General features: G+C 56.9%; 24 protein-coding genes. 2 read left to right on the top strand and 22 right to left on the bottom strand.

What is annotated here, in order from left to right; translation table 11 throughout:
- Nucleotides 1–96: 96 nt before the first annotated feature.
- From recG to QMP16_RS03050, 4 genes are all read right to left on the bottom strand, one after another.
- Nucleotides 97–2,187, bottom strand: coding sequence for an ATP-dependent DNA helicase RecG (gene recG / locus QMP16_RS03065; protein WP_282151575.1), 2,091 nt, complete (start codon nucleotides 2,185–2,187; stop codon nucleotides 97–99).
- A complete protein-coding gene (gene ligA, locus QMP16_RS03060) occupies nucleotides 2,184–4,310 on the bottom strand; it encodes an NAD-dependent DNA ligase LigA (RefSeq protein ID WP_282151170.1) in 2,127 nt (708 codons plus the stop codon). Before ligA ends, recG begins: the two co-directional genes overlap by 4 nt.
- Before the next feature lie 124 nt (nucleotides 4,311–4,434).
- Nucleotides 4,435–5,151, bottom strand: coding sequence for a response regulator transcription factor CtrA (ctrA, locus tag QMP16_RS03055; protein ID WP_113790658.1), 717 nt, complete (start codon nucleotides 5,149–5,151; stop codon nucleotides 4,435–4,437).
- Between the two features lie 82 nt (nucleotides 5,152–5,233).
- A complete protein-coding gene (locus QMP16_RS03050) occupies nucleotides 5,234–5,527 on the bottom strand; it encodes a DUF1153 domain-containing protein (protein ID WP_108858661.1) in 294 nt (97 codons plus the stop codon).
- Between the two features lie 129 nt (nucleotides 5,528–5,656).
- On the opposite strand from QMP16_RS03050, the gene mnmA reads away from it, so the two are divergent.
- The gene (mnmA, locus tag QMP16_RS03045) at nucleotides 5,657–6,802 is read left to right on the top strand and encodes a tRNA 2-thiouridine(34) synthase MnmA (RefSeq protein ID WP_282151169.1); all 1,146 of its coding nucleotides are present in this window, start codon (nucleotides 5,657–5,659) and stop codon (nucleotides 6,800–6,802) included.
- A gap of 10 nt (nucleotides 6,803–6,812) precedes the next feature.
- Here the strand turns inward: mnmA and QMP16_RS03040 are convergent, their stop codons facing one another.
- The 18 genes from QMP16_RS03040 to QMP16_RS02955 form a co-directional block, all read right to left on the bottom strand.
- On the bottom strand, nucleotides 6,813–7,349 hold the full coding sequence (locus QMP16_RS03040) for a hypothetical protein (protein WP_282151168.1): 537 nt from the start codon (nucleotides 7,347–7,349) through the stop codon (nucleotides 6,813–6,815).
- A 31-nt stretch (nucleotides 7,350–7,380) separates the two neighbouring features.
- Entirely contained in the window at nucleotides 7,381–8,547 is a 1,167-nt protein-coding gene (gene lpxB / locus QMP16_RS03035; protein ID WP_282151167.1) for a lipid-A-disaccharide synthase, read from the bottom strand.
- On the bottom strand, nucleotides 8,547–9,341 hold the full coding sequence (locus QMP16_RS03030; protein WP_282151166.1) for an LpxI family protein: 795 nt from the start codon (nucleotides 9,339–9,341) through the stop codon (nucleotides 8,547–8,549). Before QMP16_RS03030 ends, lpxB begins: the two co-directional genes overlap by 1 nt.
- 3 nt (nucleotides 9,342–9,344) lie before the next feature.
- Entirely contained in the window at nucleotides 9,345–10,130 is a 786-nt protein-coding gene (gene lpxA, locus QMP16_RS03025; protein ID WP_282151165.1) for an acyl-ACP--UDP-N-acetylglucosamine O-acyltransferase, read from the bottom strand.
- Nucleotides 10,127–10,600 (bottom strand): 3-hydroxyacyl-ACP dehydratase FabZ, encoded by a 474-nt coding sequence (gene fabZ, locus QMP16_RS03020; RefSeq protein ID WP_282151164.1) that lies wholly within the window; start codon nucleotides 10,598–10,600, stop codon nucleotides 10,127–10,129. Before fabZ ends, lpxA begins: the two co-directional genes overlap by 4 nt.
- Nucleotides 10,601–10,672: 72 nt before the next feature.
- Nucleotides 10,673–11,257: an OmpH family outer membrane protein gene (locus QMP16_RS03015; RefSeq protein WP_282151163.1), complete on the bottom strand. Its 585-nt coding sequence runs from the start codon at nucleotides 11,255–11,257 to the stop codon at nucleotides 10,673–10,675.
- Nucleotides 11,258–11,264: 7 nt separating this feature from the next.
- A complete protein-coding gene (bamA, locus tag QMP16_RS03010; protein WP_282151162.1) occupies nucleotides 11,265–13,625 on the bottom strand; it encodes an outer membrane protein assembly factor BamA in 2,361 nt (786 codons plus the stop codon).
- Nucleotides 13,626–13,749: 124 nt separating this feature from the next.
- The gene (locus tag QMP16_RS03005; protein WP_282151161.1) at nucleotides 13,750–13,878 is read right to left on the bottom strand and encodes a hypothetical protein; all 129 of its coding nucleotides are present in this window, start codon (nucleotides 13,876–13,878) and stop codon (nucleotides 13,750–13,752) included.
- 90 nt (nucleotides 13,879–13,968) lie between these two features.
- The gene (gene rseP, locus QMP16_RS03000) at nucleotides 13,969–15,321 is read right to left on the bottom strand and encodes an RIP metalloprotease RseP (protein ID WP_282151160.1); all 1,353 of its coding nucleotides are present in this window, start codon (nucleotides 15,319–15,321) and stop codon (nucleotides 13,969–13,971) included.
- Between the two features lie 4 nt (nucleotides 15,322–15,325).
- Complete coding sequence (gene dxr / locus QMP16_RS02995) at nucleotides 15,326–16,498, bottom strand: 1-deoxy-D-xylulose-5-phosphate reductoisomerase (RefSeq protein ID WP_282151159.1); 1,173 nt, start codon at nucleotides 16,496–16,498, stop codon at nucleotides 15,326–15,328.
- Entirely contained in the window at nucleotides 16,498–17,280 is a 783-nt protein-coding gene (locus tag QMP16_RS02990) for a phosphatidate cytidylyltransferase (protein WP_282118479.1), read from the bottom strand. Before QMP16_RS02990 ends, dxr begins: the two co-directional genes overlap by 1 nt.
- Entirely contained in the window at nucleotides 17,277–18,008 is a 732-nt protein-coding gene (locus tag QMP16_RS02985) for an isoprenyl transferase (RefSeq protein WP_282118480.1), read from the bottom strand. The genes QMP16_RS02990 and QMP16_RS02985 overlap by 4 nt, the downstream gene beginning before the upstream one ends.
- A 9-nt stretch (nucleotides 18,009–18,017) precedes the next feature.
- On the bottom strand, nucleotides 18,018–18,581 hold the full coding sequence (frr, locus tag QMP16_RS02980) for a ribosome recycling factor (protein WP_058271567.1): 564 nt from the start codon (nucleotides 18,579–18,581) through the stop codon (nucleotides 18,018–18,020).
- Nucleotides 18,582–18,766: 185 nt separating this feature from the next.
- A complete protein-coding gene (gene acuI, locus QMP16_RS02975; protein WP_282151158.1) occupies nucleotides 18,767–19,762 on the bottom strand; it encodes an acryloyl-CoA reductase in 996 nt (331 codons plus the stop codon).
- A 58-nt stretch (nucleotides 19,763–19,820) separates the two neighbouring features.
- The gene (locus QMP16_RS02970) at nucleotides 19,821–20,924 is read right to left on the bottom strand and encodes a dimethylsulfoniopropionate demethylase (protein ID WP_282151157.1); all 1,104 of its coding nucleotides are present in this window, start codon (nucleotides 20,922–20,924) and stop codon (nucleotides 19,821–19,823) included.
- Nucleotides 20,925–21,431, bottom strand: coding sequence for a DinB family protein (locus tag QMP16_RS02965; protein ID WP_282151156.1), 507 nt, complete (start codon nucleotides 21,429–21,431; stop codon nucleotides 20,925–20,927).
- A complete protein-coding gene (locus QMP16_RS02960) occupies nucleotides 21,431–22,135 on the bottom strand; it encodes a DUF1326 domain-containing protein (protein WP_282118485.1) in 705 nt (234 codons plus the stop codon). Before QMP16_RS02960 ends, QMP16_RS02965 begins: the two co-directional genes overlap by 1 nt.
- A 4-nt stretch (nucleotides 22,136–22,139) precedes the next feature.
- The gene (locus tag QMP16_RS02955; protein ID WP_282151155.1) at nucleotides 22,140–22,931 is read right to left on the bottom strand and encodes a DUF2182 domain-containing protein; all 792 of its coding nucleotides are present in this window, start codon (nucleotides 22,929–22,931) and stop codon (nucleotides 22,140–22,142) included.
- 86 nt (nucleotides 22,932–23,017) lie between these two features.
- Between QMP16_RS02955 and QMP16_RS02950 the strand changes: the two genes are divergently transcribed.
- On the top strand, nucleotides 23,018–23,749 hold the full coding sequence (locus tag QMP16_RS02950) for a FadR/GntR family transcriptional regulator (protein WP_282151154.1): 732 nt from the start codon (nucleotides 23,018–23,020) through the stop codon (nucleotides 23,747–23,749).
- The last annotated feature ends 2 nt before the right edge of the window (nucleotides 23,750–23,751 follow it).

Raw genomic sequence — 23,751 nt, 5'->3', positions numbered from 1 at the left:
CGGGTTTTAATCCTTTGTTGACCTTTTGTTCTCATATTTTGCTGAGTCGGTAAAGAACTTTTTGAGAACATTTGTGAACTTTGCGGAACTAAATTGCTAACCCACTGAAATCAAACGGATTGCCTGATCCTGTTTCATAAGCCAAAGTAGAACACGCACCGCCTGCCCACGTTCCGTGGCCAGGGTCGGGTCTTTGCTAAGCAAATTGCGTGCGTCCGTCTGTGCTACAGCCATCAATCCGGCCTGGCGTTCCAGGTCCGCAATCCGGAATTTAGGCAACCCGGATTGGGCCGTACCGATCAGGTCACCTGCGCCGCGCATCTGCAGGTCAGTCTCTGATATCCGGAACCCGTCTTCGGTCTCACGCAGAACTTCCAGCCGTTTGCGCCCACCTTCACTGAGCGGGGGTTGATACATCAACAAGCAGGTCGAGTCCGCCTCACCCCGTCCCACGCGGCCGCGCAGCTGGTGTAGTTGAGCCAACCCGAATATCTCAGCCCGTTCGATCACCATGATCGAGGCGTTCGGAACATTCACGCCAACCTCGATTACAGTCGTGGCAACAAGTACTTTTGTTCGGCCCTCTTGAAACGCGGCCATTGCGGCATCCTTGTCGGACGCGGGCATCTGGCCATGGACCAGGCCGACAATACCCTCGCCCAGTATGGCACGCAGCCGTTTGAACCGCTCTTCCGCTGCCGTCAGGTCCGAGACTTCGGATTCATCGACCAGCGGACAGACCCAATAGCACTGACGTCCTTCATCGATAGCCCGACGCAAATGCGCCACGACGTCATCCATACGCTCGGTGCTGATAATCGCCGTTTTGATCGGTTTCCGCCCCGGTGGTTTTTCATCCAGAACAGAGACGTCCATGTCCCCATATTGCGCCAAAGCCAGGCTGCGCGGAATCGGTGTCGCGGTCATCACCAGAACATCCGCGCCCTGCCCTTTTTCGGACAGCTCCATCCTTTGTCGGACCCCAAACCGGTGCTGTTCGTCCACAATGGCAAGTCGCAGGGCGTGGAACTCCACATCGCTTTGAAACACCGCGTGGGTGCCGACAAGGATGTGAATATCGCCCTGTTTTAGGGCGGCCAACTTTGCACGCCGTTCGGCGCCCTTGTCCCGTCCCGTCAGGATTTCCAGAACGACTCCGGCCTCTTCGGCAAGCGGGCGCAGGCCTTCCAAATGCTGCCTGGCCAGAATCTCGGTCGGCGCCATCATGACACCCTGTCCACCAGCCTCGACCGCGACCAGAAGTGCCATGAAGGCGACCAAGGTCTTCCCTGCGCCCACATCGCCTTGCAGCAATCGGTTCATCCGTGCGTCCGAGCCCATGTCGGCGGTTATTTCCTTGATCGCCCGCGCCTGGGCCCCGGTGGGTTTGTAAGGCAGATTAGCAAGAACTTTAGCTTGCAGAGCACCAGTGCCGACGCTCACGATGCCCCGGGCCTTTCGCTCGCGTTGTCGCGCCAGAGCCAGCGTCACCTGATGGGCAAAAAGCTCATCATAGGCAAGGCGTTCCCGGGCTGGCGCATGCGCGGCCACATCATCCGCCCCCTGTGGATTGTGCGCCGCGGATACAGCCGTGGCCCAATCCGCCCAGCCCTGTTTTGACACTTGCGCAGGGTCAATCCACTCAGCCAGCTTTGGTGCGCGGGTCAATGCGCTACGTGCCGCCTTGTACGCCGTCTTTTGGGTGATGCCCTGCGTCAGGTGATAAACCGGCTCGAACTCAGGAATGTCATCCGCGCTTTCCACGGGCAGCATGTGATCTGGATGGACCATCTGCGCCATGCCGTCGAACAGTTCGAGCTTGCCAGAGATCACACGACGGCTGCCTTGTGGTAGAACTTTTTTCAAATAGTCGCCACGCGCGTGGAAAAAGACCAACTGAAACTCGGTCTGCGTGTCTTCGACATGAACGCGGTAGGCCCCGCCCTTGCTTCGCGACGGTCGGTGGGTACCGACCGTGACCTCAACCGTCAATGTCGTTGGCAGATCAGCCCCCTGGATTGTATCGCGCCGCCTGCGGTCCACGACAGCGTAGGGCAAGCCGAACAGCACATCACGCGGCGACTCGATCCCCGCCTGCACCATTGTCTGCGCAGTCTTGGGGCCAACGCCCTCCAGAGTCTCGAGCCCCGCGAAAAGGGGAAACAGGATTTCAGGGCGGCCGCTCATGCGGTGCCGATCAGGTGCAGCCATTCATCTTCGTCCAGCGTCTCGATACCAAGTTCTGCTGCCTTCTTGGCCTTGGAGCCCGCACCCGGGCCTGCTACCAGCAAATCGGTCTTCTTGCTGACCGAACCAGAGACCTTGGCCCCCAGTGCCTCGGCCCGGGCCTTGGCTTCGGCGCGGGTCATCTTTTCAAGTGACCCTGTAAAGACAACCGTCTTGCCAGCCACCGGACTGCCCGATGTGTCGGGTCGTTTGGCGTCCTGCACGTCCAATTGCTCGACCAAAGCGTCGATGCTGGCGCGTTCTGCGTCCTGAGCAAATGCAGAAACCAACGCGCGCGCCATGACGTCACCTACGCCATCAATACCCAAAAGCTCGTCCCACTCAGGACCTTCGAAATCAGCGGCTGCGGTGACGGCGCGTTCAAATTCTGTCCAGGCGCCATAGTGGTTCGCGATCAGATTCGATGCGGCCTCTCCGACATGTCGAATGCCCAATGCAAAAAGAAGGCGTCCGAATGGGATTTGGCGTTTTTCATCAATTGCAGCCCAAAGGTTCCCGGCACTTTGCGCGCCCCAACCCTTGCGGTTGGCGAGCTTGTTGAGATTGGCCGCATCTCTGGTCTGCAGTGTAAAGATGTCCACCGGGGTTTTGATTGGCAAGTCCGGGTCATCGTAAAACATTTCAATCTGCTTGGCGCCCAACCCTTCGATATCGAACGCTTTCCGAGATACGAAATGTTTTAATTTTTCAACAGCCTGCGCCGGGCAAATAATCCCACCGGTGCAGCGTCTAACGGCATCGCCTTCTTCCCGAACCGCATCACTGCCGCATTCCGGACAGGTTGTGGGAAAATCATAAGGTTGCGCGCCATCTGGACGTTTCGAAATATCGACATCCGCCACTTTTGGGATCACGTCGCCCGCGCGATAAACCTGCACCCAGTCGCCGACCCTAATATCTTTCCCATCCCGGATCGTACCGCCCTTTGCGTCGCGACCAGCGACATAGTCCTCGTTATGCAGCGTGGCATTGGACACGACGACGCCACCAACAGTTACCGGGTGCAGCCGGGCAACCGGGCTGAGCGCACCCGTTCGACCCACCTGAATGTCGATGGCTTCCAGCCTTGTCCATGCAAGTTCAGCGGGAAACTTATGCGCAATGGCCCATCTTGGGGTCGTGGACCTGAACCCCAACCGTGCCTGCAGCGCCAAGTCGTTCACCTTGTAGACAACGCCGTCGATGTCATAGCCAAGAGTGGCGCGTTGGGCTTCGATGCTGCGGTAATGTCCGATCAACTGATCTGTTGTTTCGCACAATGCTGTCAGTGGGTTGGTTGAGAAACCGAATTCCGCCAACCGTTCGATGGCACCCATTTGTGTATCGGCCAAAGGGGCCGACAACTCACCCCAGGCATAAGCGAAAAACCGCAGCGGACGGGATCGTGTGATTTTCGCGTCAAGCTGCCTCAACGACCCTGCGGCAGCGTTTCGTGGATTTGAAAATACCTTTTCGCCCAATTCCGTCTGTCGCGAGTTCAGCTTATCGAAGTCTTCATGCGACATGTAAACTTCACCGCGTACTTCCAGAACATCCGGAGCGTTTTGGACGCGGTGCGGAATGTCCGAGATCGTCCGCGCGTTCGAAGTCACGTTTTCACCAATCTCGCCGTCGCCTCGGGTTGCCGCCTGCACGAGCTTTCCCTGTTCATATCTTAGCGATAGGGACAGACCGTCAATCTTGGGTTCAGCAGTAAAACCCAGCTCGGCCGTGTCGCTCAATCCCAGATATTTGCGGATTGACCGGTCAAAATCCGAAACGTCCTCATCGTTGAACGCATTGCCCAGGGACATCATTCTGACAGCGTGTACGAGTTTTGAAAATCCCTCCGCCGGTCTTGCGCCCACTTGATCTGTGGGGCTGTCGAGCCGTTTCAACTTGGGGAAACGCGCCTCGATGTCCGCGTTTCGCCTCTTTAGCGCATCGTAGTCGGCGTCCGAGATCTCTGGGGCGTCCTCGGCGTGATACAGCGTGTTGGCCCGCGCAATCAATTCCGAAAGCCGTGCCAGCTCGGCACGTGCTTGATCTTCCGTCAGCTCTGTTACCGCAATTGAATCGCTCATGGCCTCGCCCTGTCACATAGTCTTTGAACCCAGTGATAGGGCGAGGCCATGGCTAGGTCCAGATGTGCTGTTCCATGAGTGAGGGGGTCGCCCTGAACCTACAGCGACCAGATTTCATTTTAAGTCAGGCTCCAACAGCGATCCGACGTTCGTCCAAGCTGTTGCTTTGGGGATCGCGCAACACGTAGCCCCTGCCCCAGACGGTTTCGATATAGTTTTCGCCGCCGGTCGCATTGCTGAGCTTTTTGCGCAGTTTGCAGATGAAAACGTCGATAATTTTCAACTCGGGCTCGTCCATACCGCCATAAAGATGGTTCAGGAACATCTCTTTGGTCAGCGTTGTGCCCTTCCGCAGGCTGAGCAGTTCGAGCATCTGGTATTCCTTGCCGGTCAGATGAACAGCCTTGCCTTCAACCTCAACGGTTTTGGCATCCAGATTCACCGCGACCCGACCTGTATGAATGATGGATTGGGAATGCCCCTTGGACCGACGAATGATTGCGTGGATGCGGGCAACCAGCTCCTCTCGGTGGAAGGGTTTGGTCATGTAATCGTCTGCGCCAAAACCAAAGCCCTTGATTTTGCTTTCGGTGTCATCAGCGCCCGAAAGGATCAGGATGGGTGTTTCAACCCGCGCAATGCGCAGCTGCCGCAATACTTCGTGACCGTTCATGTCCGGCAGGTTCAGGTCCAGAAGGATCAAGTCATAGTCGTACAGTTTGGCAAGATCGATGCCTTCCTCGCCCAGATCCGTCGCATAGACGTTGAGGTTGGCGTGCGTCAGCATCAGCTCAATGCTTTTCGACGTGGTTGGATCATCCTCGACAAGAAGTATACGCATTTACTGCTCCAATTTGGGTCAATTTAACAATTCAAATTGAGACTGCTCAAAAATGGTTAACCTGACGTTACCGTTGAATCATTTATTCACTTTCATCTTTAGGTTGTCGATATTTTTTTAATGCCGTCACTTTCAGAGCATCCGCGCCGTGTTCAGCGACCGCAGAAACCCAAGAATTGAACTCTTCATCGCTTAGCCCATAGCGTTTTTTGGCGTCCGACAAAGAAATCAGCCCGTATAGAACGCCGCGCACCACAATGACCTTGCGCGAAGCGACCCATCTGGTCGTCTCTGCAGGTGGCAGATCGTTTCGCGATAAAACCGTTCCATCCGGCAGGGTTACGGACCTTGGCCCTTCGACTTTGTGCAAATACATCTCTTGACCCTTTTTCAGCTGCGACAAAGCTGACAACAGCCTACTTAATGTCGCGTGAAACCGCCCCTTGAGAGTGTGTAGAATTTTCCTATATTCTGCCGGTCTTTCTTAACCCGCACTGGAATCGTCATGGCCCTCGATACCGAGACACCGCTGAACTCGCTTGGCTTTGCCAAACCCCCGTCAGATACGCGGGTGGTTGTTGCCATGTCTGGCGGCGTCGACAGTTCAGTTGTTGCCGCTTATCTGGCTGATCAGGGCTATGACGTGGTTGGCGTGACGCTGCAGTTGTATGACCACGGCGCGGCCTTGGCCAAGAAAGGCGCCTGTTGCGCGGGGATTGATATCCATGACGCACGGCGTGTGGCCGAGGAGCGCGGCTTTCCGCATTACGTTCTGGATTACGAGAACATCTTCAAAGATGCTGTGATCGACGAATTCGCCGACAGCTATCTGGCCGGAGCGACTCCGGTCCCATGTATCCGGTGCAACGAGCGCGTGAAGTTCAAGGACCTCCTGGAAACCGCCAAGGACCTTGAAGCCGACTGCATGGCCACCGGTCACTATATCCAGCGCAAGATGGGCGCGAACGGGCCCGAACTGCACAGCGCCGAGGACGCGAACCGGGATCAATCCTATTTCCTGTTTTCCACCACGCCTGAGCAGTTGGACTTTCTGCGATTTCCTCTGGGCCACTTGCCATCGAAGGACGCGACCCGAGAGATGGCCGCGCAATACGGGCTGTCGGTGGCGGACAAGCCCGACAGTCAGGACATCTGCTTTGTGCCCGATGGCAACTATGCCAGCGTGATCGAAAAGTTGCGCCCCGGTGCGGCGGAACCGGGTGAGATCGTTCATTCCGACGGTCGGGTGTTGGCGCAGCATAATGGCGTCATCCACTACACCATTGGTCAACGCCGCGGTCTGGGTATCGGCGGGCTGAGCGAGCCTTTGTATGTGGTGAAGCTGGACGTAGACAAAAAGCAGGTTGTCGTTGGCCCGAAAGAGCTGCTGGCGACCCGGACCGTTCCGGTGCGCGAGATCAACTGGCTGGGGGATGAACCTTTTACTTCGCGTGACGAATGGCACCTGTCGGTCAAGGTGCGGTCGACCCGCCCGCCGCGCGAGGCGATTATCCGACCTCTGTCTGAAACGGCTGCCGAAGTCGAATTGCTGACACCCGAGGAAGGCATTTCGCCCGGTCAGGCCTGTGTGTTCTACTCCAATGAAAGCAGTCGCATATACGGCGGCGGCTGGATCTGGCGCGGTTACTGAGGCACCCGGATTACAAGACGTCGGTTGGGCTGTTCACCAGAATATACAGTCCGACTGCCACCATGATGTAAGGTGCAATCCTGTCAAGGCGGGCAAAACGCGGACCTAAAACCTGAGCGCGTGGTGCGCCCCAACTTGCAATTCCGATCAGCGTTGCCAGTGCACACCCGGCCCCAATCAAGGCCGTCAACCGAAACGCTGGCGTCGAATCCGCGAACAGCGGAGTCATAGCCGCAAGCGTATCAATCGATAGCGTCAAAAACAGCGCGACGACTGAGGTGATAGCCCCGGTATCGGGCAGTTGACGCCCGCCCGAGCCTTTCCGTTGTTGCCAAATGCCATAAAGGCCCAGAGACAAAGGGATAATCCCAAGATAACCGACCCAATTCAGAAACCGGCTGTGATCCAGCCCGCTGGCAATCACAAGCGACAGGCTCAGAATTATCATTTGCGCCGCCGCAAAACCAAACACGGCCCGGCGCGTTTCCATCACCATGATTAGGCCAAACAGGATGACCAGATTGTCCAGGTTAGTTGATATGGTCACGATCGCAGCGGAAAATGCGAACAGAATGTGTTCAATCATGGCGATTGGGCAGCCTGTTCAAAACCGCTCGGGCGGCGCGCAGACCCGGCGCTTCACCACCCCGCCCCAGACGAACCATGGTCACGTCCATCGCGCTGCGCTGCGCATCCGGACCGGTGGCCACGTCTGAGAGTGCCGAGGCTATCCTATCCGGCTCGCAATCATCCAGCAGGCATTCAGGAACCGCGCGCGTTTCAGACACCAGATTGACAAGCGTCGCTGTGTCCAAATTCACCATGCGCTTTGCGATCAGTGTCGTCAGCCAGTTCAGATTATAGGCAATCACCATTGGCGTGGCCTGTGCCGCCAGTTCCAATGAAACTGTCCCAGACGCCGCCAGCGCAAGATCGGCCGCAGCAAAAGCCGCCCTTTTCTGCGCCTGCGCCTGATCAGAGGGCAAATCTCGGGGGTCAACCACGACGGGCGACCCTGGCCAGTCCTGAACATGTTCGGTGACCGCATCGACCATATGAGCAACTGCCGGCACGACAACGCGCGTGTCAGGGCGCTGTTTCAGAAACAGGCTTAACGCCTGACCAAAGACCGGAGCCAGACGATCCACCTCGCCCCGCCGCGAACCGGGCAAGGCCAGAACGATGGGCGCTTGGCCTAGGCCGTACGCCTCACGAAAGGCCTGAATGTCTTGTTCGGTCGCCACTGGTTCGCTGACGACAGGGTGCCCGACAAAGTCACATTCCATCCCCGCGCGCTGCATATAGGGCGGCTCGAACGGCAACAGGGCCAGCACATGGTCGATGACCTTGGCCATCTTGTCCGCACGCCCGGGGCGCCATGCCCAGACACTGGGGGCAACATAATGGACTGTGCGAATAGTACTTTTCGCTTTGACCAGCTTGGCAACCCTCAATGAGAAATCGGGACTGTCGATGGTGATCAGAACGTCTGGATTGCTATCCAGAACAGCCTGCGCTGTCTCAGAAATCCGACGTTTGAGGTGAAAAAACTTGGGGAGAACCTCGACCAGCCCCATAACCGACAATTCGGACATGGGAAAAAGGCTGTCCAACCCTTGTGCCTTCATCAGAGGGCCGCCAACGCCCTGAAATTCAACTCCGGGTACCAGCGCGCGCAGGCCTTCCATCAAAGCCCCGCCAAGCCGGTCCCCCGAAGGTTCACCGGCGACGACGAAAACCCGCATCAGTTCGTCCGCTCGCGGACATACAAAAACAGGCCCAGCCGGTCACATTCCGCAATCACGCGGTCTTTCTCAAGCACAAGGACGCCGCCCTTTTCGATCACAATTCCCGACAGCCCCGCCGCAACTGCGCCAGACACAGTATCAGGCCCGATCGCAGGCAGATCTGCACGAACGTCCTGATCTGGTTTCGGGGCTTTGAACAAAATGCCGCCGCCCGCATCGGGGCGCTGAGTCAGAGACTGCAACATCCATGCCGTGCCGAAGATACCCTCAATCGCCAGCGCCTGCCGTTTTGAAACCACACAGGCCTGCCCAACATCCGCAGCACCCATCGCCCGGACGATACCCGATGCACGATCCGCATCCGTCAGATCGGCCTCAGACGGTTGCGCCTGCGTCAGACATCCCAGTTTCGGAAGAAGGTTCGGCGCGATTTCCTGGGCTGCCTTAACCTCCAGACCTGCATCCTCAAAAATGCCGATAACCGCGCGCAGCGCCGCATCATCGCCGGACATGATAGCTTGTTGCAGGATTGGGACCAAAGGCATTGTTGCCGCGTCGATCCTTGCGGGATCAATGGGCGGGCGTCCCACCGCACCTGCCATACAGATTTGGGTCACACCCCGCGCCTTGATGTCGGCGATAAATGTTCCAACCTGTTCCAATGGAAACTCGACGTCCGGGGTCAGAGTATCCGGGCGGAAGCCCTCCATCGCACAGACCACCGGGCGGTCGGACAGTTGCGCGACAACTTCACCCGGCAAAACGCCTGTTCCAGCAATCAGCGCCAGCATTGTTTATTTCCCCGGTGTAAGGAAAGACCGATCCGAATGTCCGGTCACGAAATCGACGATCCGCTGAACGTATTCACTTTCGTTATCCGTGCCGACCCGGTGCGCGCGCTCCATGAACGTACCATCGCCAGTCGACAATTCGCGGAAGGCCGCCCGCAAAGCGGCAATATCCTCACGTGAGACACCGCGCCGTTTGAGGCCGACGAGATTTAGACCATCAAGTTCGCCACGCGGCGCCTGAACCAGGCCATATGGGATCACGTCATTTGGAACCATGGTCAACGCGCCGATGATCGCGCCACGCCCGACGCGGACCCACTGATGCAATCCAGAGATACCACCGACAATCACGTCATCCTCAATGATGCAATGACCCGCTGCGCCGGCATGGTTCACCATGATCACCCGATTGCCAATCTGGACATCGTGGGCCACATGCACGCCCGCCATCAGCAGACAATCATCCCCAATCCGCGTAACGCCGCCGCCGCCATCGGTCCCGGTATTCACAGTGACATGTTCGCGAATCCGGTTGCGCGTGCCGATCTCAAGACGCGTATTCTCACCGCCGAACTTCAAATCCTGCGGGATCTCTCCAATGACCGAAAAGTTGAAGATCACGGTCTCTTCACCAACCGAGGTATCGCCGGTCACCACAACATGCGATTTCAGCTCGACCCGATCCGCAAGCTTGACCTGAGAACCCACGTAGCAGAACGGACCTACGACGCAGCCTTCACCAATCTGCGCGCCGTCTTCGATGATTGCGCTTGGATGGATGCCGCTCATGTGGTCTTTTCCATATCCCAGTCGACATAGGCCGAAAACTCGGCCTCGGCCGCGACCTCTCCTTCGACCGTGGCGCGACCGGCAAATTTGAAGATCTTGCCACCCTTTTTACCGCGAACCGTTTCGACATGCATCTCAAGCACGTCGCCCGGGATCACCTTGCGACGGAATTTGCATTTGTCGATGTTCATGAAATAGATCAGCAGCTCGCTGTCGATTACATCCATGCCCACGCCCAGCATGACCCCTGCGGTCTGTGCCATCGCCTCGACAATGGTCACGCCCGGCATGATCGGGGTTCCCGGAAAATGCCCTTGGAAATGCGGCTCGTTCATGGTGACATTCTTGATGCCAACAGCCGATTGAAAGCCCGAGATTTCGACGACTTTGTCGACCAGCAGAAACGGATAGCGGTGAGGCAATATCCGCTGGATCAGCTGAATGTCTGCGCTTTTGGTTTCCGTGGTCATAGTGCAGTCGTCCCGTTCTGGATTTCTCTTTGACGCGTGGTTAGCAACACCGCGCCTTAAGGGCAAGCAAACCTATTCTTTGCTTTCGTCTTCAAGTTGGCTGCCATCGCCAATCTGTTCATTGATCCGCGCAATCGCCGTGTCCGTCACATCGGTTCGGTCCGAGCTGAGAAAGACATTGGACCGCTCGATAACCACCGATGCCCCGGATTCGCGCAACAACTCGATCAGGATCGGTTGCACAAGAACCAGAAAAGTCTGGCGCGCTTCCTCGCTTTGGCGCGCAAGCGCGTCCAGTTTGGCGCGCTGACTTTCGCGGTGCGACTGAACCTTATTGTCGAAGGCCTCGGCCAGAGGGCGAAACTCCTCGGTTGGCAGTTCTGCGCGCTTTTCGGTCAGGTCTTTTTCTTCCTTGCTCAGCTCAGCGACGATCCGTTCATTCTCGTCGGCCAGCAATGTGCCTTCGATTTCGATCTCGCGCATGACGCGGCGACCGAATTGCGACTCGGAAAACAACCGGTCGCTGGACAGTGTCAGAACATTCGCCTGAGGAACGCCTAATTGCTGCGCCTGAGCGGTCGACACGCAGGCCAGCACCAGAAAAACGCACAGGGCCCGAATTGGGCCCTGCACTTCATTACATATCCGCTTCAACATCTGGCGATCAGAACCGTGCCTGAACGGTCAGGTCAAAGTTCTGTTCCTTGTCGAAATCTTCTTTCTTCAAGGCTTTCGAGAAGTTGAACCGCAGCGGCCCAAAAGGCGTTTCCCACAGAACCGACACACCGATCACATGGCGGACAGACCCGTCCGCGCCCACGATGTCGGCACCAGCGGTGTTCACGTTGTTGATGTTGTAGACGTTACCAACATCGTAGAACACACCGCCGCGCAGACCCAGTTCTTCGGGCAGGCCAAGCGGGAAGTCTGATTCAAAGCGGGCAACCCAGTAATAGTTACCACCGATCGCATCGTCTTGACCGTTCGACAGGTCACGCGGACCCAGACCCGCAGGTTCAAAGCCACGGAACGTGTTCGGACCAATCAAGAAGCGGTCGATCACACGACTGAAGTCGTCGCCCTGCCAATGCAGTGCACCTACTTCCATCGATGCCCGCAGAACAACTTCCTCGTTCAGGACACGTGTCTGCGCGATGCCGCGCGCTGTGGTCTTGTAGAACTCGTTGTCGCCGCCAAGACCGGCCGCATCGACGCCCACCTCAAACAAAACGCCCGCATTCGGGTTCAGACCACCGCGTCGGCTATCATAGAGGTAGGATACGCCCAATGTGCTGGATGTCCGTTTACCCTGCTCAATCTCCGAGGCGATAACAGCACCGTTCACTTCATCATCTTGCTGCGTCATCTCGCTGCGGTTCCAACCATAGCGGAGACGGAGCGAAGACAATTCGCTGATCGCGTAGCTCAGCTGCGGCTCGAAGAAGACGCGCTTGGTATCGTAACTCGCAAAGCTCGAATTCGTCGATGCCAGGCCAAGACCAAGATCGAACTGCAACCGGCGACCCAGCAAATATGGTTCGGTGAAGTTAATGATGTATTGTTCGGAATCCTGCGCCGTCGACAGGGTCAACCCAAGGTTTTGACCGCGACCCAGGAAGTTGGATTCGTTCAGGCCAATTGCAATCCCGAAACCGTCGGAAATCGAGTAGCTACCACCAAGACTCAAGGAGCCGGTGGGCTGCTCTTCGACATCCACATCCACAATCACCTGGCTGGGCGTGGTCCCTTCGCGCGGCTCAACATCTGCCACGGCAAAGAACCCAAGAGCACGGATACGTTCAGCACTCTGGCGGATTTCGCGTGGGTTGAACGGATCACCTTCGACCGTATCGAACTGGCGGCGGATCACGCGGTCCAATGTCGTTGTGTTGCCTTCGATGTCGATGCGTTCAACAAAGATCCGCGGCCCTCTGGTCAGAACAAACTGAACGTCCAGCGTCAGATCACGTGCGTTACGCGTGACCCGCGGTTCGACCCGAAGGAAATCAACACCCTGTTTCAAACCCAACCGTTCTTGGCGGGCGATCGAGCTTTCGATCAGAGACGGGGAATAAGTCACGCCCGGACGGATTTTCAACGCTGCTTGATAAGCGGCAGGATCCACCCCAGGAATTTCACTGACGGTCGAAATCTTGCCGAACGAGAACTTTTGCCCCTCGGTGATGTTCATAACCAGGAAGAACGCGTCACGTTCGCGGGTGAATTCAACGTTTGCGCTGTTCACACGGAAATCGACGTATCCGCGCGACAGATAGAAGTCGCGGATGACTTGTTTATCAAATTCGATCCGGTCAGCTATAAACGTGTCGCCGCGCAGGAACGTGCGCAGAATGTTGGCCTGCTTAGTCTCAAGAATTCGCCGCAAGCGGCGATCCGAGTATGCCCGGTTGCCGACAAAGCTGACACGCTCGACCTCGATCGTGGTGCCCTCGGCAATTTCAAAGACAAGATCGACACGGTTGTCGCTGCGGCGAATGATGCGCGGGATGACGGTCGCGGAAACGCGGCCCTGCGCTGAATAGATTTCAGCGATCTGATCCGCGTCCGCTTCGGCAAGCTGTGGTGTGAAAACCCGGCGGGGCTGAGAATTGATGGCCTCAAGCAGAAGATCGTCTTTTACGCGACGATTGCCTTCGATGCTGATCTGGTTGATCGTCGGATATTCTTCGACCTCAATCACCAGAGTGTTCCCGCGCGGCGTCAGCTCAACTGTCTCAAAAACACCACTGTCAAGCAAACGCTGAAACGCATCGTTTAACTGTCCGGCGGTCACTGTCTGGCCGGGTTGGATTCCAGTCCGGGCAATGATTGTCGAACTTTCGATCCGCCGGTTACCCTCAACATCGAACGAATTGATAGTGTAGCTTTGCGCGCGCGCAGCCTCCGGCAGGAAGGTAAAGCTTGCTACAAAAACAAAAGAAAAAATACGTAGCGTCTGCCACAAAATATTGTTTGCTGGCTTCTGCCCCCCGCAGGATGTGCCTGCGCCTCGCCTATCAGTCATTTTTTTTCTACCCGAATTTTAGGACTTTATTGTTGAGTAGCGAGATTAGGTTTCCTTGTCAAAAGACGAAAACACAAAGGGGCCCAGTGGGCCGCTGCCAATCATGTTCAATTTTTGGTAAGAATCACATGTTGGCCAAGAAGGTCCAGCCGCCGATGGCGAGTGCAGTCGCACCGAAAAACAGCAAAAAGTCCCAGTTCAACATGAAAAGGAAGCTAAAGCTTTGATACGATTTTCGAAGTGCCTTGGTCATTTGAGCATCTGCCGAATAAAATTGAGACGCGATAAAACTATCTGCGGATTGGGGCGAAATTGCGGCTATTGTTGGCGCGCATTGCCGCAATCAGCAGAACAGATCGTTGGACAGGGCGAAGATCATCAAGCCGAGGATCAAGGATACCCCTACCCCCATCAATATCTTCAGCGCGCCATCGCTTGGCGGTTTGCCTGTAACAGCTTCATAGGCATAAAACACCAGATGTCCGCCATCCAGGGCCGGTATTGGAAACAGGTTCAGCAGGCCAACAGCGGTAGACAGCACGGCGATAAAGAAGATGAAGCTTTGCGCACCTTGGCTGGCCATGGCACCCGAGGTTTCGGCAATCCCAATCGGGCCGGACATGTTGCAGGTGCTGATGGCACCGGTAATCATGTGCCAGATACCTGACAGTGAGCCGTCTATGACGCGCAGGGTTTGACGTGCACCGCCCGAAATAGATTCGAGTACACCAGCAGATTCAGTCGCAGGTTCCAGCATCATGCCGCCAACGATACCAATGCGCCAATGCGTGACAAAGCCGCCTTCTGCCTGTGGTTCGTCGGTGCGGCGCGGGGCAAGGGCGAATTCAAGATCGGCCCCGTTGCGCCAGACATTCAACAGCAGAACTTTCCCGTCGGACCCTTCGACATGCTCTTTCAACTGATCGAAAGCAAAGATCGGGTCTCCGTTGACAGATGTGATGACATCACCACGCTGAAGGTCGATATCCATGGCCGCACTGCGGGGGCTAACTTGCTGGATCAGCGGCGGAAACAGCCAGGGGCCGGTCACATCCACGCTCTGATCATCGCGGATTACTGTATAATCCAGAACCGGTTCCACCGGCAACGCGTCAACAAAGTCAGTCCACGCGCCCGCCTCGTCAAAATCGGGCACCGCGACACCGCCAATGGCGATGATTTCGTCACCGTCCTGCAATTGCTGAACGGTGCCGGGTAAAGGGTGCAAGGTCCCGACGGTCAGTGGGTCCTTAGTCACACCCTGGGTCAGGAAAATCAGACCAAACACCAGGATCGACATGATGAAATTGAAAACCGGACCTGCTGCAACTGTGGCCGACCGGGCCCAAAGAGGTGCCCCATGCATAGTGCGGCGCAAATCCTCCGGGCTCTGCTCGGTAAATTCCTCCATCGCGGCTTCGTCTTTGCCCGACGCCGCATTCGCATCGCCCAGGAATTTGACATACCCACCAAAAGGCAGTGCGGCGATCTGCCATCGCGTGCCGCGTTTGTCGATGCGGCTCCAGAGAACCGGGCCAAACCCGACCGAGAACACCTCGGCATGAATACCGGACCAGCGTCCAACAATGTAGTGGCCGTACTCGTGCACCGCCACGATCACCGAAAGTGCGATGACAAAGGCAATGATCGTATACAGCAAATTGCCGAACTGAGGGATCAGAGAAAGTACGTCCAAAATTCTATCCTGCTCGTTGGATGACGATGTCATCGACCCACGTACGTGCCAAATGGTCCGTTTGCAGCACGTTATCAAGGGTTAAAGGGGCATCAATAAGGTCGCCTGCGGCCTCAAACCTGTCCAGAACGGTCTCGACTATGTCGGCCATCTGAAGGAAACCGATTTCACGCGCAATGAACCGATCCAACGCCCGTTCTTTGGCGGCGTTGAAAACAGCGCCTGACAGGCCGCCGCGTTCCATCACGGCGCGTGCCAAGCGCAGCGCGGGATACCGCGCCTCATCAGGTTCGCTGAACCTGAGCTGCCTCAGTTTTCCAAGATCCAACCGTTCGACCGGCAAGTCCTTCCGATCGGGCCAGTGGAGAGCGTACCCGATGGCATGGCGCATATCCGGGGCGCCCATATGGGCCATGACAGCGCCGTCCTGGAACCCGACCAGAGCGTGAACGATGGATTCCGGGTGCACCAGCACTTCGATCTGATCCGGAGACACGCCAAAGAATTCTTTGGTTTCAATCAGCTCCAGCGCTTTGTTGAACATAGACGCGCTGTCGATTGTGATCCGCTGACCCATGTCCCAGTTCGGATGATTCGAGGCTTGCTCGACTGTTGCATGCGCTAGCTTGCTCAGTGGCCAATCGCGGAACGCGCCGCCACTTGCTGTGATGATGATACGCTCGACCGCAGACATATCCTCGCCGACAAGCGCCTGAAATACGGCTGAATGTTCGCTGTCGACCGGCAAAAGTCGCGCATTGTTCGCTTTGGCCGTCTCAAGAACCAACGCACCGGCGCAGACAAGCGTTTCCTTATTGGCCAACGCCAACGTGCCGCCCTGCCTGAGCACTTCAAGGCCCGGTTCCAGACCGGCGGCGCCCACAATGGCCGACATAACCCAATCGGCAGGCCGTGCCGCAGCGTCCGTCAGCGCATTTTGACCAGCGGCCACTTTGACGCCCGAGCCCGCAAGGGCCGTGCGCAGATCATCCAACCGGTCTTCATAGGCCGTAACTGCCACATCGGCGTTCAAACGCCGGGCATCTTCCGCCAGCTTTTCGATATTCGCCCCGCCTGTCAGAGCGACGACGTCATAGGACGCGGGGTCGCGATCAATCAGATCAATCGTATTTTGCCCAATTGATCCGGTCGCGCCGAAGATTGAGATTTTGCGCATCACATCGCTCCGGGGGAATAGAGAATCCCGGCTATCAAAACGAACAGGGCCGCGCCCATCATGCCGTCAAAGCGATCCAGAAACCCGCCATGACCTGGTATCAGGTTCGAGCTGTCTTTGACCGCAAATTTGCGCTTTGTTGCGCTTTCGACAATGTCCCCGGCCTGGCTGGCCATCGACGCAAGCACCGAAATTACCACAAACATGACGCCAAAGCCGGCATGAACTGCAAAGATCGTGCCAACCAAAGCTGCTGCTGCCCACCCGCCTGCGGTGCCCGACCATGTTTTCTTTGGGCTGACCTTAGGCCAGAACTTAGGGCCGCCAAAGGTTTTGCCAACAAAGTATCCTGCAACATCCGTTGCCACGACCACCGAGATAAGCCAGACCATCCAGCCGAACCCCATGTTTTCGCGGATTGAGATGAAGCCCAGACCCGATGCAGCAATCCAGAAAGCGAAAAGCGCGTAGATCCCCTTGGATCGACTGATCTGCCCTGCTCCGACCAAGGCCGGCGCAAGCAGGAATGGCAGCGTATAAAGCGGCGGAAGATGATAGCTAAGAACGACAGCAACACCGGTGAGGATGCCCAACTGGATCGCCACACCATTGCGGTCCGGATCGATCATCCGCACCAGTTCCCAAGTCATCAATCCGCAGGCGATTGCGATAAAGGCTTCGAACCACAGGCCGCCCAGCCACACTTCGACCGAGCCGATGCACACAAGCACCGCAGCAGACAGAACACGGGCGGTTAGGTCAGACCATCGGCCCTCGCTCATGCCGGAACCGCTCCGAACCGCCGGTCGCGGCTTCCAAAGTTTCGGCACAGCCGTTCCAGCTCGGCCGAGGTGAAGTCGGGCCAGAGCGTGTCGATGAATTCGTATTCCGAATAGGCCGATTGCCACAAAAGAAAGTTGGATATACGGGCTTCGCCACTGGTCCGGATCACCAAATCCGGATCGGGAAGAACATGTGTATCCAAATACTTGGGCAGGGTTTCCTCGTCCACATCTTCGGGGCGCAAGCGGCCTTCGGCGACGTCACGCGCCAACCGTTTGGTCGCCCGGGCAACTTCATCCCGCCCGCCATAATTTAACGCAATGGTCAGATGCACCAGATCGTTGTGTTGAGTTGCAGCCTCTAAAGTGTCCATCAGTTCGGTCAGCTTGGAATCCAGCCGAACCCGATCACCAATAAAGCGTACGCGCACACCGGCTTTGGTCAAGTTGCGTGCTTCTTTGATGATGTACCGTCGAAACAGGCTCATCAAGCCGGCGACTTCCACCTGGGTCCGTTTCCAATTCTCGGTCGAGAAGGCAAAGACGGTCAGATACTTGATGCCCAATTCCGGACAGGCCTCAACCACTTCTCGTACCCGCCGGGCACCGGCCTGATGCCCAAACAGCCTGGGCCGGTTGCGCGCCTGCGCCCAACGCCCGTTCCCATCCATTATGATGGCTACGTGGCGTGGCCCGATAGCGGGTGAGGGTTGAGTTGTGTCAGGCATAATGCGGGCTCAGACCTGCATGATCTCGGCCTGCTTGGTTTCAAGCGCGGCGTCTACGTTCTTGATCATCTGGTCGGTCAGGTCCTGGACTTCACTTTCCCAGAACTTCTGATCGTCTTCTGACATGCCGTCAGCCTTGGCTTTCTTGATCTGGTCCATGCCATCGCGACGGACGTTACGGATCGAAACACGGGCGTGCTCGGCATATTGCCCGGCAACCTTGCCCAGCTCGCGGCGGCGTTCTTCGTTCAATTCGGGGATCGGCAGCATGATGATGGTGCCGTTCAGCTGGGGGTTGATGCCCAGACCGCTTTCACGGATCGCTTTTTCAACCTTGCCCACCAGGCCTTTGTCCCAAACATTCACCGTCACCATACGCGGTTCGGGGACGTTCACGGTACCGACCTGGTTGATTGGGGTCATCGACCCATATGCATCAACCATGACCGGTTCCAGCATCGACGCCGACGCACGGCCCGTTCGCAGCGAAGCGAATTCAGTTCTAAGGTTGCCCATAGCGCCATCCATACGGCGCTTCAGATCGTCGGTGTCTAGTTCAAAATCGTCAGACATGCTGCTCACTCCCCGTCTTCAGGTGATGTTTGCATGGCTCATAGTCCATCGCAATTGGGATGTATAGCAATGATGATCCGGAATTGAGCCAATGACCAGAGGTGTTTCTGGCATTTTCGGGTTCTTTCAATGGCAACTGAACCGGCCAACATCGATGTCAGCCGGTTCGACTATGTGCATAGGAATCAGGCGTTTACATCGACAACAACACGGCCTTTGACCTGCCCTTTTAGGATATCCGCACCTAATTGAGGCAGATCGCCCAGGGTCGCGGGATGAACCATTGCCTCAAGCTTGTCCATCGGCAGGTCGGTTGCGACGCGTTGCCATGCGCGAACCCGGTTGTCATAGGGCTGCATCACACTATCGATGCCCAGCAGGTTGACACCGCGCAACAGGAACGGAATGACGCTTGCGGGCAGCCCTGCCCCTCCGGCCAGTCCAACAGCTGCGACTGAGGCACCGTATTTCATCTGACCCAGCACTCGGGCCAACATCTCGCCCCCCACTGCGTCAATGCACCCGGCCCAGGACTCGCTTTCCAACGGGCGTTTCACGGTTTCATTGAGATCCTCGCGTGGGACAATCGTGGTGGCGCCGAGTGATTTCAGATATTCACCCGCCTCTGGCCGGCCTGTCACGGCAGCCACCTCATAGCCCAAATTGGCCAGAATGGCGGTCGCAACCGAACCAACACCACCAGCGGCCCCGGTAACAAGCACTGGACCATGACCCGGCTGCATGCCTTGATCCTCAAGTGCCATAACCGCCAACATCGCTGTGAAACCGGCCGTGCCCACTGCCATGGCCTGACGTGTGTCCAAACCTTCGGGCAAGGGAACTAGCCAATCCGCCAGGGCGTTGGCTTTTTGGGAATATCCGCCCCAATGCGCTTCACCCACGCGCCAGCCGGTCAGAACGACCTTGTCGCCGGGTTTGTAGCGATCGTCCGAGGACGCCTCGACCGTGCCGCTGTAATCAACGCCGGGCACGTGCGGATAGCTGCGCACCAGCCCGCCGCCCTTCGGCGACATACAAAGGCCGTCCTTGTAGTTCACGGTTGAATACTCAACAGCGATTGTCACTTCGCCATGGGGCAGATCCCCAACGGAAAGCTGTTTGAGCGAAGCGCTTGCCAGTCCGCTGTCTTCGTCCTTATCCATTACCAACGCATTGAACATTTCAATTTTCCTTTCTTTTCAACCGGTCACCAGCCTTTGCTGAACTGATAATTCCCATTCATATCCAGAATTTGTCTCGCACGGTTGCGCCACGCATTCCGTCCGGTGTTTCAATTTCGATCCGTGTGCCGGGTTCCCAATGGCTCAGCTTGACCATACCGATTGACACATTGGTGTCGAAATCCGGGGACCAAGCGGCCGACGTAATCTGACCAATCCGCTTGCCTGCAGCTACCACCGGCCAAGGGCGGTCGCATGGCGGCACGGCGTCTCCTTGGATTGAGATCGGACGGATTTGTTGCACCGGGCCCTCTTTGGCCACGCGCAGCAGAGCGTCTCGGCCAATACAACCGATCGCCGTATGGGTGTTACAGAACTTGCCCAAACCGCATTCATGCGGCGTGTTGTCGTCGGTCATGTCGTTGCCGTATGACAGTAACCCACCCTCAATCCGTTCGATTAGATTGGGACAGCCCGCGCGGACGTGCAGGTCTTCACCCGCCGCGAAAAGGGCGTTCCACAAGGGCATACCGATGTCCGAACCCTCGACATAGATTTCGAAACCACCTTGTTTGGAATAACCAGACCGTGCGATTGCGAGTTCACGTCCCTCGAACTCGAACTTGTCGAATTTAAAGAAACGAATGTCACGCACCCGGTCGCCAAAAACACGGGCCAGCAGGTCATCCGCCTTCGGCCCCTGTATCGCCAGCGGAGACACATCGGGTTCGTCGACCAGCACATCCAGGCGGTATCCGTTGGCAATGCCCTTGACCCAAAGCAGCAAGTCACTGTCGGCAATCGAAATCCACCACCGATCTTCCGAAAGCTTCACCGCCACAGGATCATTCAGCATTCCGCCTGTTTCATCGACAATGGGAACGTAAAAGCACTGACCGGGCAACATCCTCCGCAGATCCCGCGGCGTTAGCATCTGCATCAGCCGCGCGGCGTCCGGCCCACGCAGTTCGACCTGCCGTTCGCACGATACATCCCAAACCTGCACATGGCTTTTCAAGTGCCGATAATCCGCCTCAACAGAATCGAAAACAGTGGGCAATAACATACGATTATAAACCGTATATCCTTTAACCCCAGCAGCTTCGACACCATCCGAAAAAGGTGTTCGGCGCAGGCGACGCGAGAGTGAGATCTGAGCCACTTAAGCCTCCTCAGGCAGAAAAACCAGATCGCTCACCGGAGCGGCCGAACCCGTCTCAGTCAGCATCTGATGCAGCTGGCCCCGGTGATGTGTTTGGTGGTTGAAGAAATGAATGACGCATTGCGCATACGGTTTTGTAACACCGGCTTCTTTGGCGGCCGAGAACCATGTGAACGGGCCGCGCAGGTCCTCGTCATTCAAGGACGCGGCCCATTGGGTTGTCCGCTGGTCGATTTGATCGCGCAACGGCAACCATTCCGCCAGATCGGCGCAAAGTGACGGGCTTTCCGGGATACCGCCGCCGGGACCCTGCCCTTTGTCAAACCGCGACATCCATATCCAGTCCCCCCAAAGCAGATGATTTGCCGTGCCCAGGATCGAACCAAAAAACGCTCCACGTTCGCGGTTCAGTTTCTCATTCGAAAGCGCGGCAAGAAACCCCTTCAACTGGCTGTTTTGCCAGTGATTATATCGGGCCATCTCCTGCGCATAGGCCGCGGTGATCATCACTTTGGCCCGTGCCAGTCGATTGGGCAGATTTCGGCAGATTTTCCGCCAAAATCCCAGACACGGCCGTAGTCGCGCACCTTGGACTTGGTGCCGCGGGCCACGATGATGTCCGGACCCATCCAATATTTCGAGTTTGACACCATGACCGGATGCTCGGGGTCCTTGCCGCCCAGCATCTCAATTTCACCCTGAATCTTGCGGCCGATCGCGATGCGGCGTTTGTTGCCGTCGCGCTCAATCTGAACCGGCGCGCGCTCGGCCCCGATAATCTCGCTGACCAGCATGGTAAACAAACCGGTGGTCCCGCCTGCCTGACCGCTGAAGATTTGCAACAGCCCGTTGTAGGCCTTGCCGCTGGCACGCTCATCGACATAAGCGGCCACTTTCCACTGCCCTTCGCCCATTCGGCCCGGAATATCGACCAGCAGTCCGACGTTCAGACCGGACAGGTCTTCGCCTTCATAGTGGCCCTCATCAACGATAATTCCCATCCACGCGTGGCAATGCCCCTCGGTCGGAGGGTGCGCGCCTAATGAAACCACGCAGGGGCAGAACACATCGCACGAGCAGTTCAGGATCAATTCGCCTTTGATTGCCCAATCTGTCGGGCTCATCTCGCGCCGCTTGGGATTGGGCATACGGCTGTCAATGCGCTGACTGATCGGCAGCTTGTCGGCCTCGGGTTTTCTGTTCTTAGCCATAGGCTTATCCTCCGTAGCTTATTGGATAGAAGAGCAGAACAAGACCGCCCGCTATCAATGCAAATCCCATCGGTCGGGTCACTGCGTGCCCGATCTGGGGTAGTTTCTCCAAAACCATGAACAGGGTCGCGAGACCCATCCACAACAGGCTCATGACACCGCCAACAAAACCAAGCGCCATGAAGCCCCAGCAGCAGCCCACACAGAATGCGCCCAGTCCCAGCCCCATGCGCAATCCGCCAGTGAACCCGGTTTTCCAGTGCCCCAGGAAATAGGTCATAGGGGCGTGACAGACGCCGTGGCAGACCTCTTTCGAGCGGGTGAACTGAAATGCGCCGACGGCGATCATTAGGCCACCTGCGAAATACCCGGATTTGCCGATGCCCAGCATGTCAACGACCCCACCAAACAACAGCGCCAACTGAACAGCGGTGATCAAAGCTGCAAAGCCAACCCAGACGACCAGATATCCGGACAGAACACCCAACCAACCTGCGCGCGAGCCATTGGCGCTGCGGATCAGATCGTCATAGCTGCGTAACGTCGGCACGAGCGTCGGCAGCATCATCGCCGCCATCATGATAGCCCACATCCAGAACAGCGGGCCAAACTCGGCCATGGGCATATACATGTCCATGCGCGGGTCCATGGCCGCCATGGCCTGACCCATTGGGCCGGGGCGACCGATCCAATCCAGATCCATGTCGCGGCTCATGGTGAACATGAACCACCACGCGGACAGGATCAGGGCATAAAACCCCAGCCAAAATGCGGTGCGTAGAACTGTGCGACTCACGCGCTCCTCCCGACTCAGTCCTTGCTTTTCAAATGTCAGACTTTTAAATGTCAGACAAATAAAAATTCACCAACGGTCCCCGGAATATGAAAATCGACCCCAAAAAACCTGCTGATCTGTCGGCTCAGATCGCTCAGGCTATTCGTGACGCAATCATCTCGGGCGAATTGATCGTGGATGAACGTTTGCCCTCCGAGGCAGAATTGTCCGAGCAATTCCAGGTATCTCGCCCAACCGTGCGGGAGGCATTGAAGCGTCTTGCGGCGCAATCCCTGATCCGCACGCAACGCGGTGCAAGCGGTGGTGCATTTGTAAACCGGTTGAGTTTTGAGGGCGCGTATTCCCAGCAGATCACGACATCGACCCTGTTGCTGTCGATGAATGCGGTCAGTTTCGACACCGCCTGCGAAGCGCGCTTCGCTCTCGAACGCGCCTGCGCCGCCTTGTCCGCGCAACGCCGTACAGCGGATCAGTTGGCCACCATGCGTGCCGAAGTTCACCGCCAATCCCAACCCGGCCTGACAGATGAAGCATTCTGCGCTTCGGACGTGGCGTTTCACCGGGCGCTGGTTGATGGTGCCGGCAATCCCGTACTGTCTTATCAACTGGCCGGCGCGGTCGAAGCCATGCAGCCATTGATGAACATGATCACTTTCACAGCGCGGTCCCGGGAAGCAATTATTGCCTTCCACAATCAAATCGCCAATGCGCTGGAAGATCGCGACTCGACCAAAGTGGACACGACGCTAGATGAGCTTGAGAGCTACACAAGGCAATTGGCGCAAGACGTGGCGCAGCAGCGACGTAATCCGGCGTAAGG

The sequence above is a fragment of the Ruegeria atlantica genome (assembly GCF_947495585.1).
Lineage (GTDB): Bacteria > Pseudomonadota > Alphaproteobacteria > Rhodobacterales > Rhodobacteraceae > Ruegeria > Ruegeria atlantica_G.
This window is presented reverse-complemented; position numbering and strand designations above follow the sequence as displayed.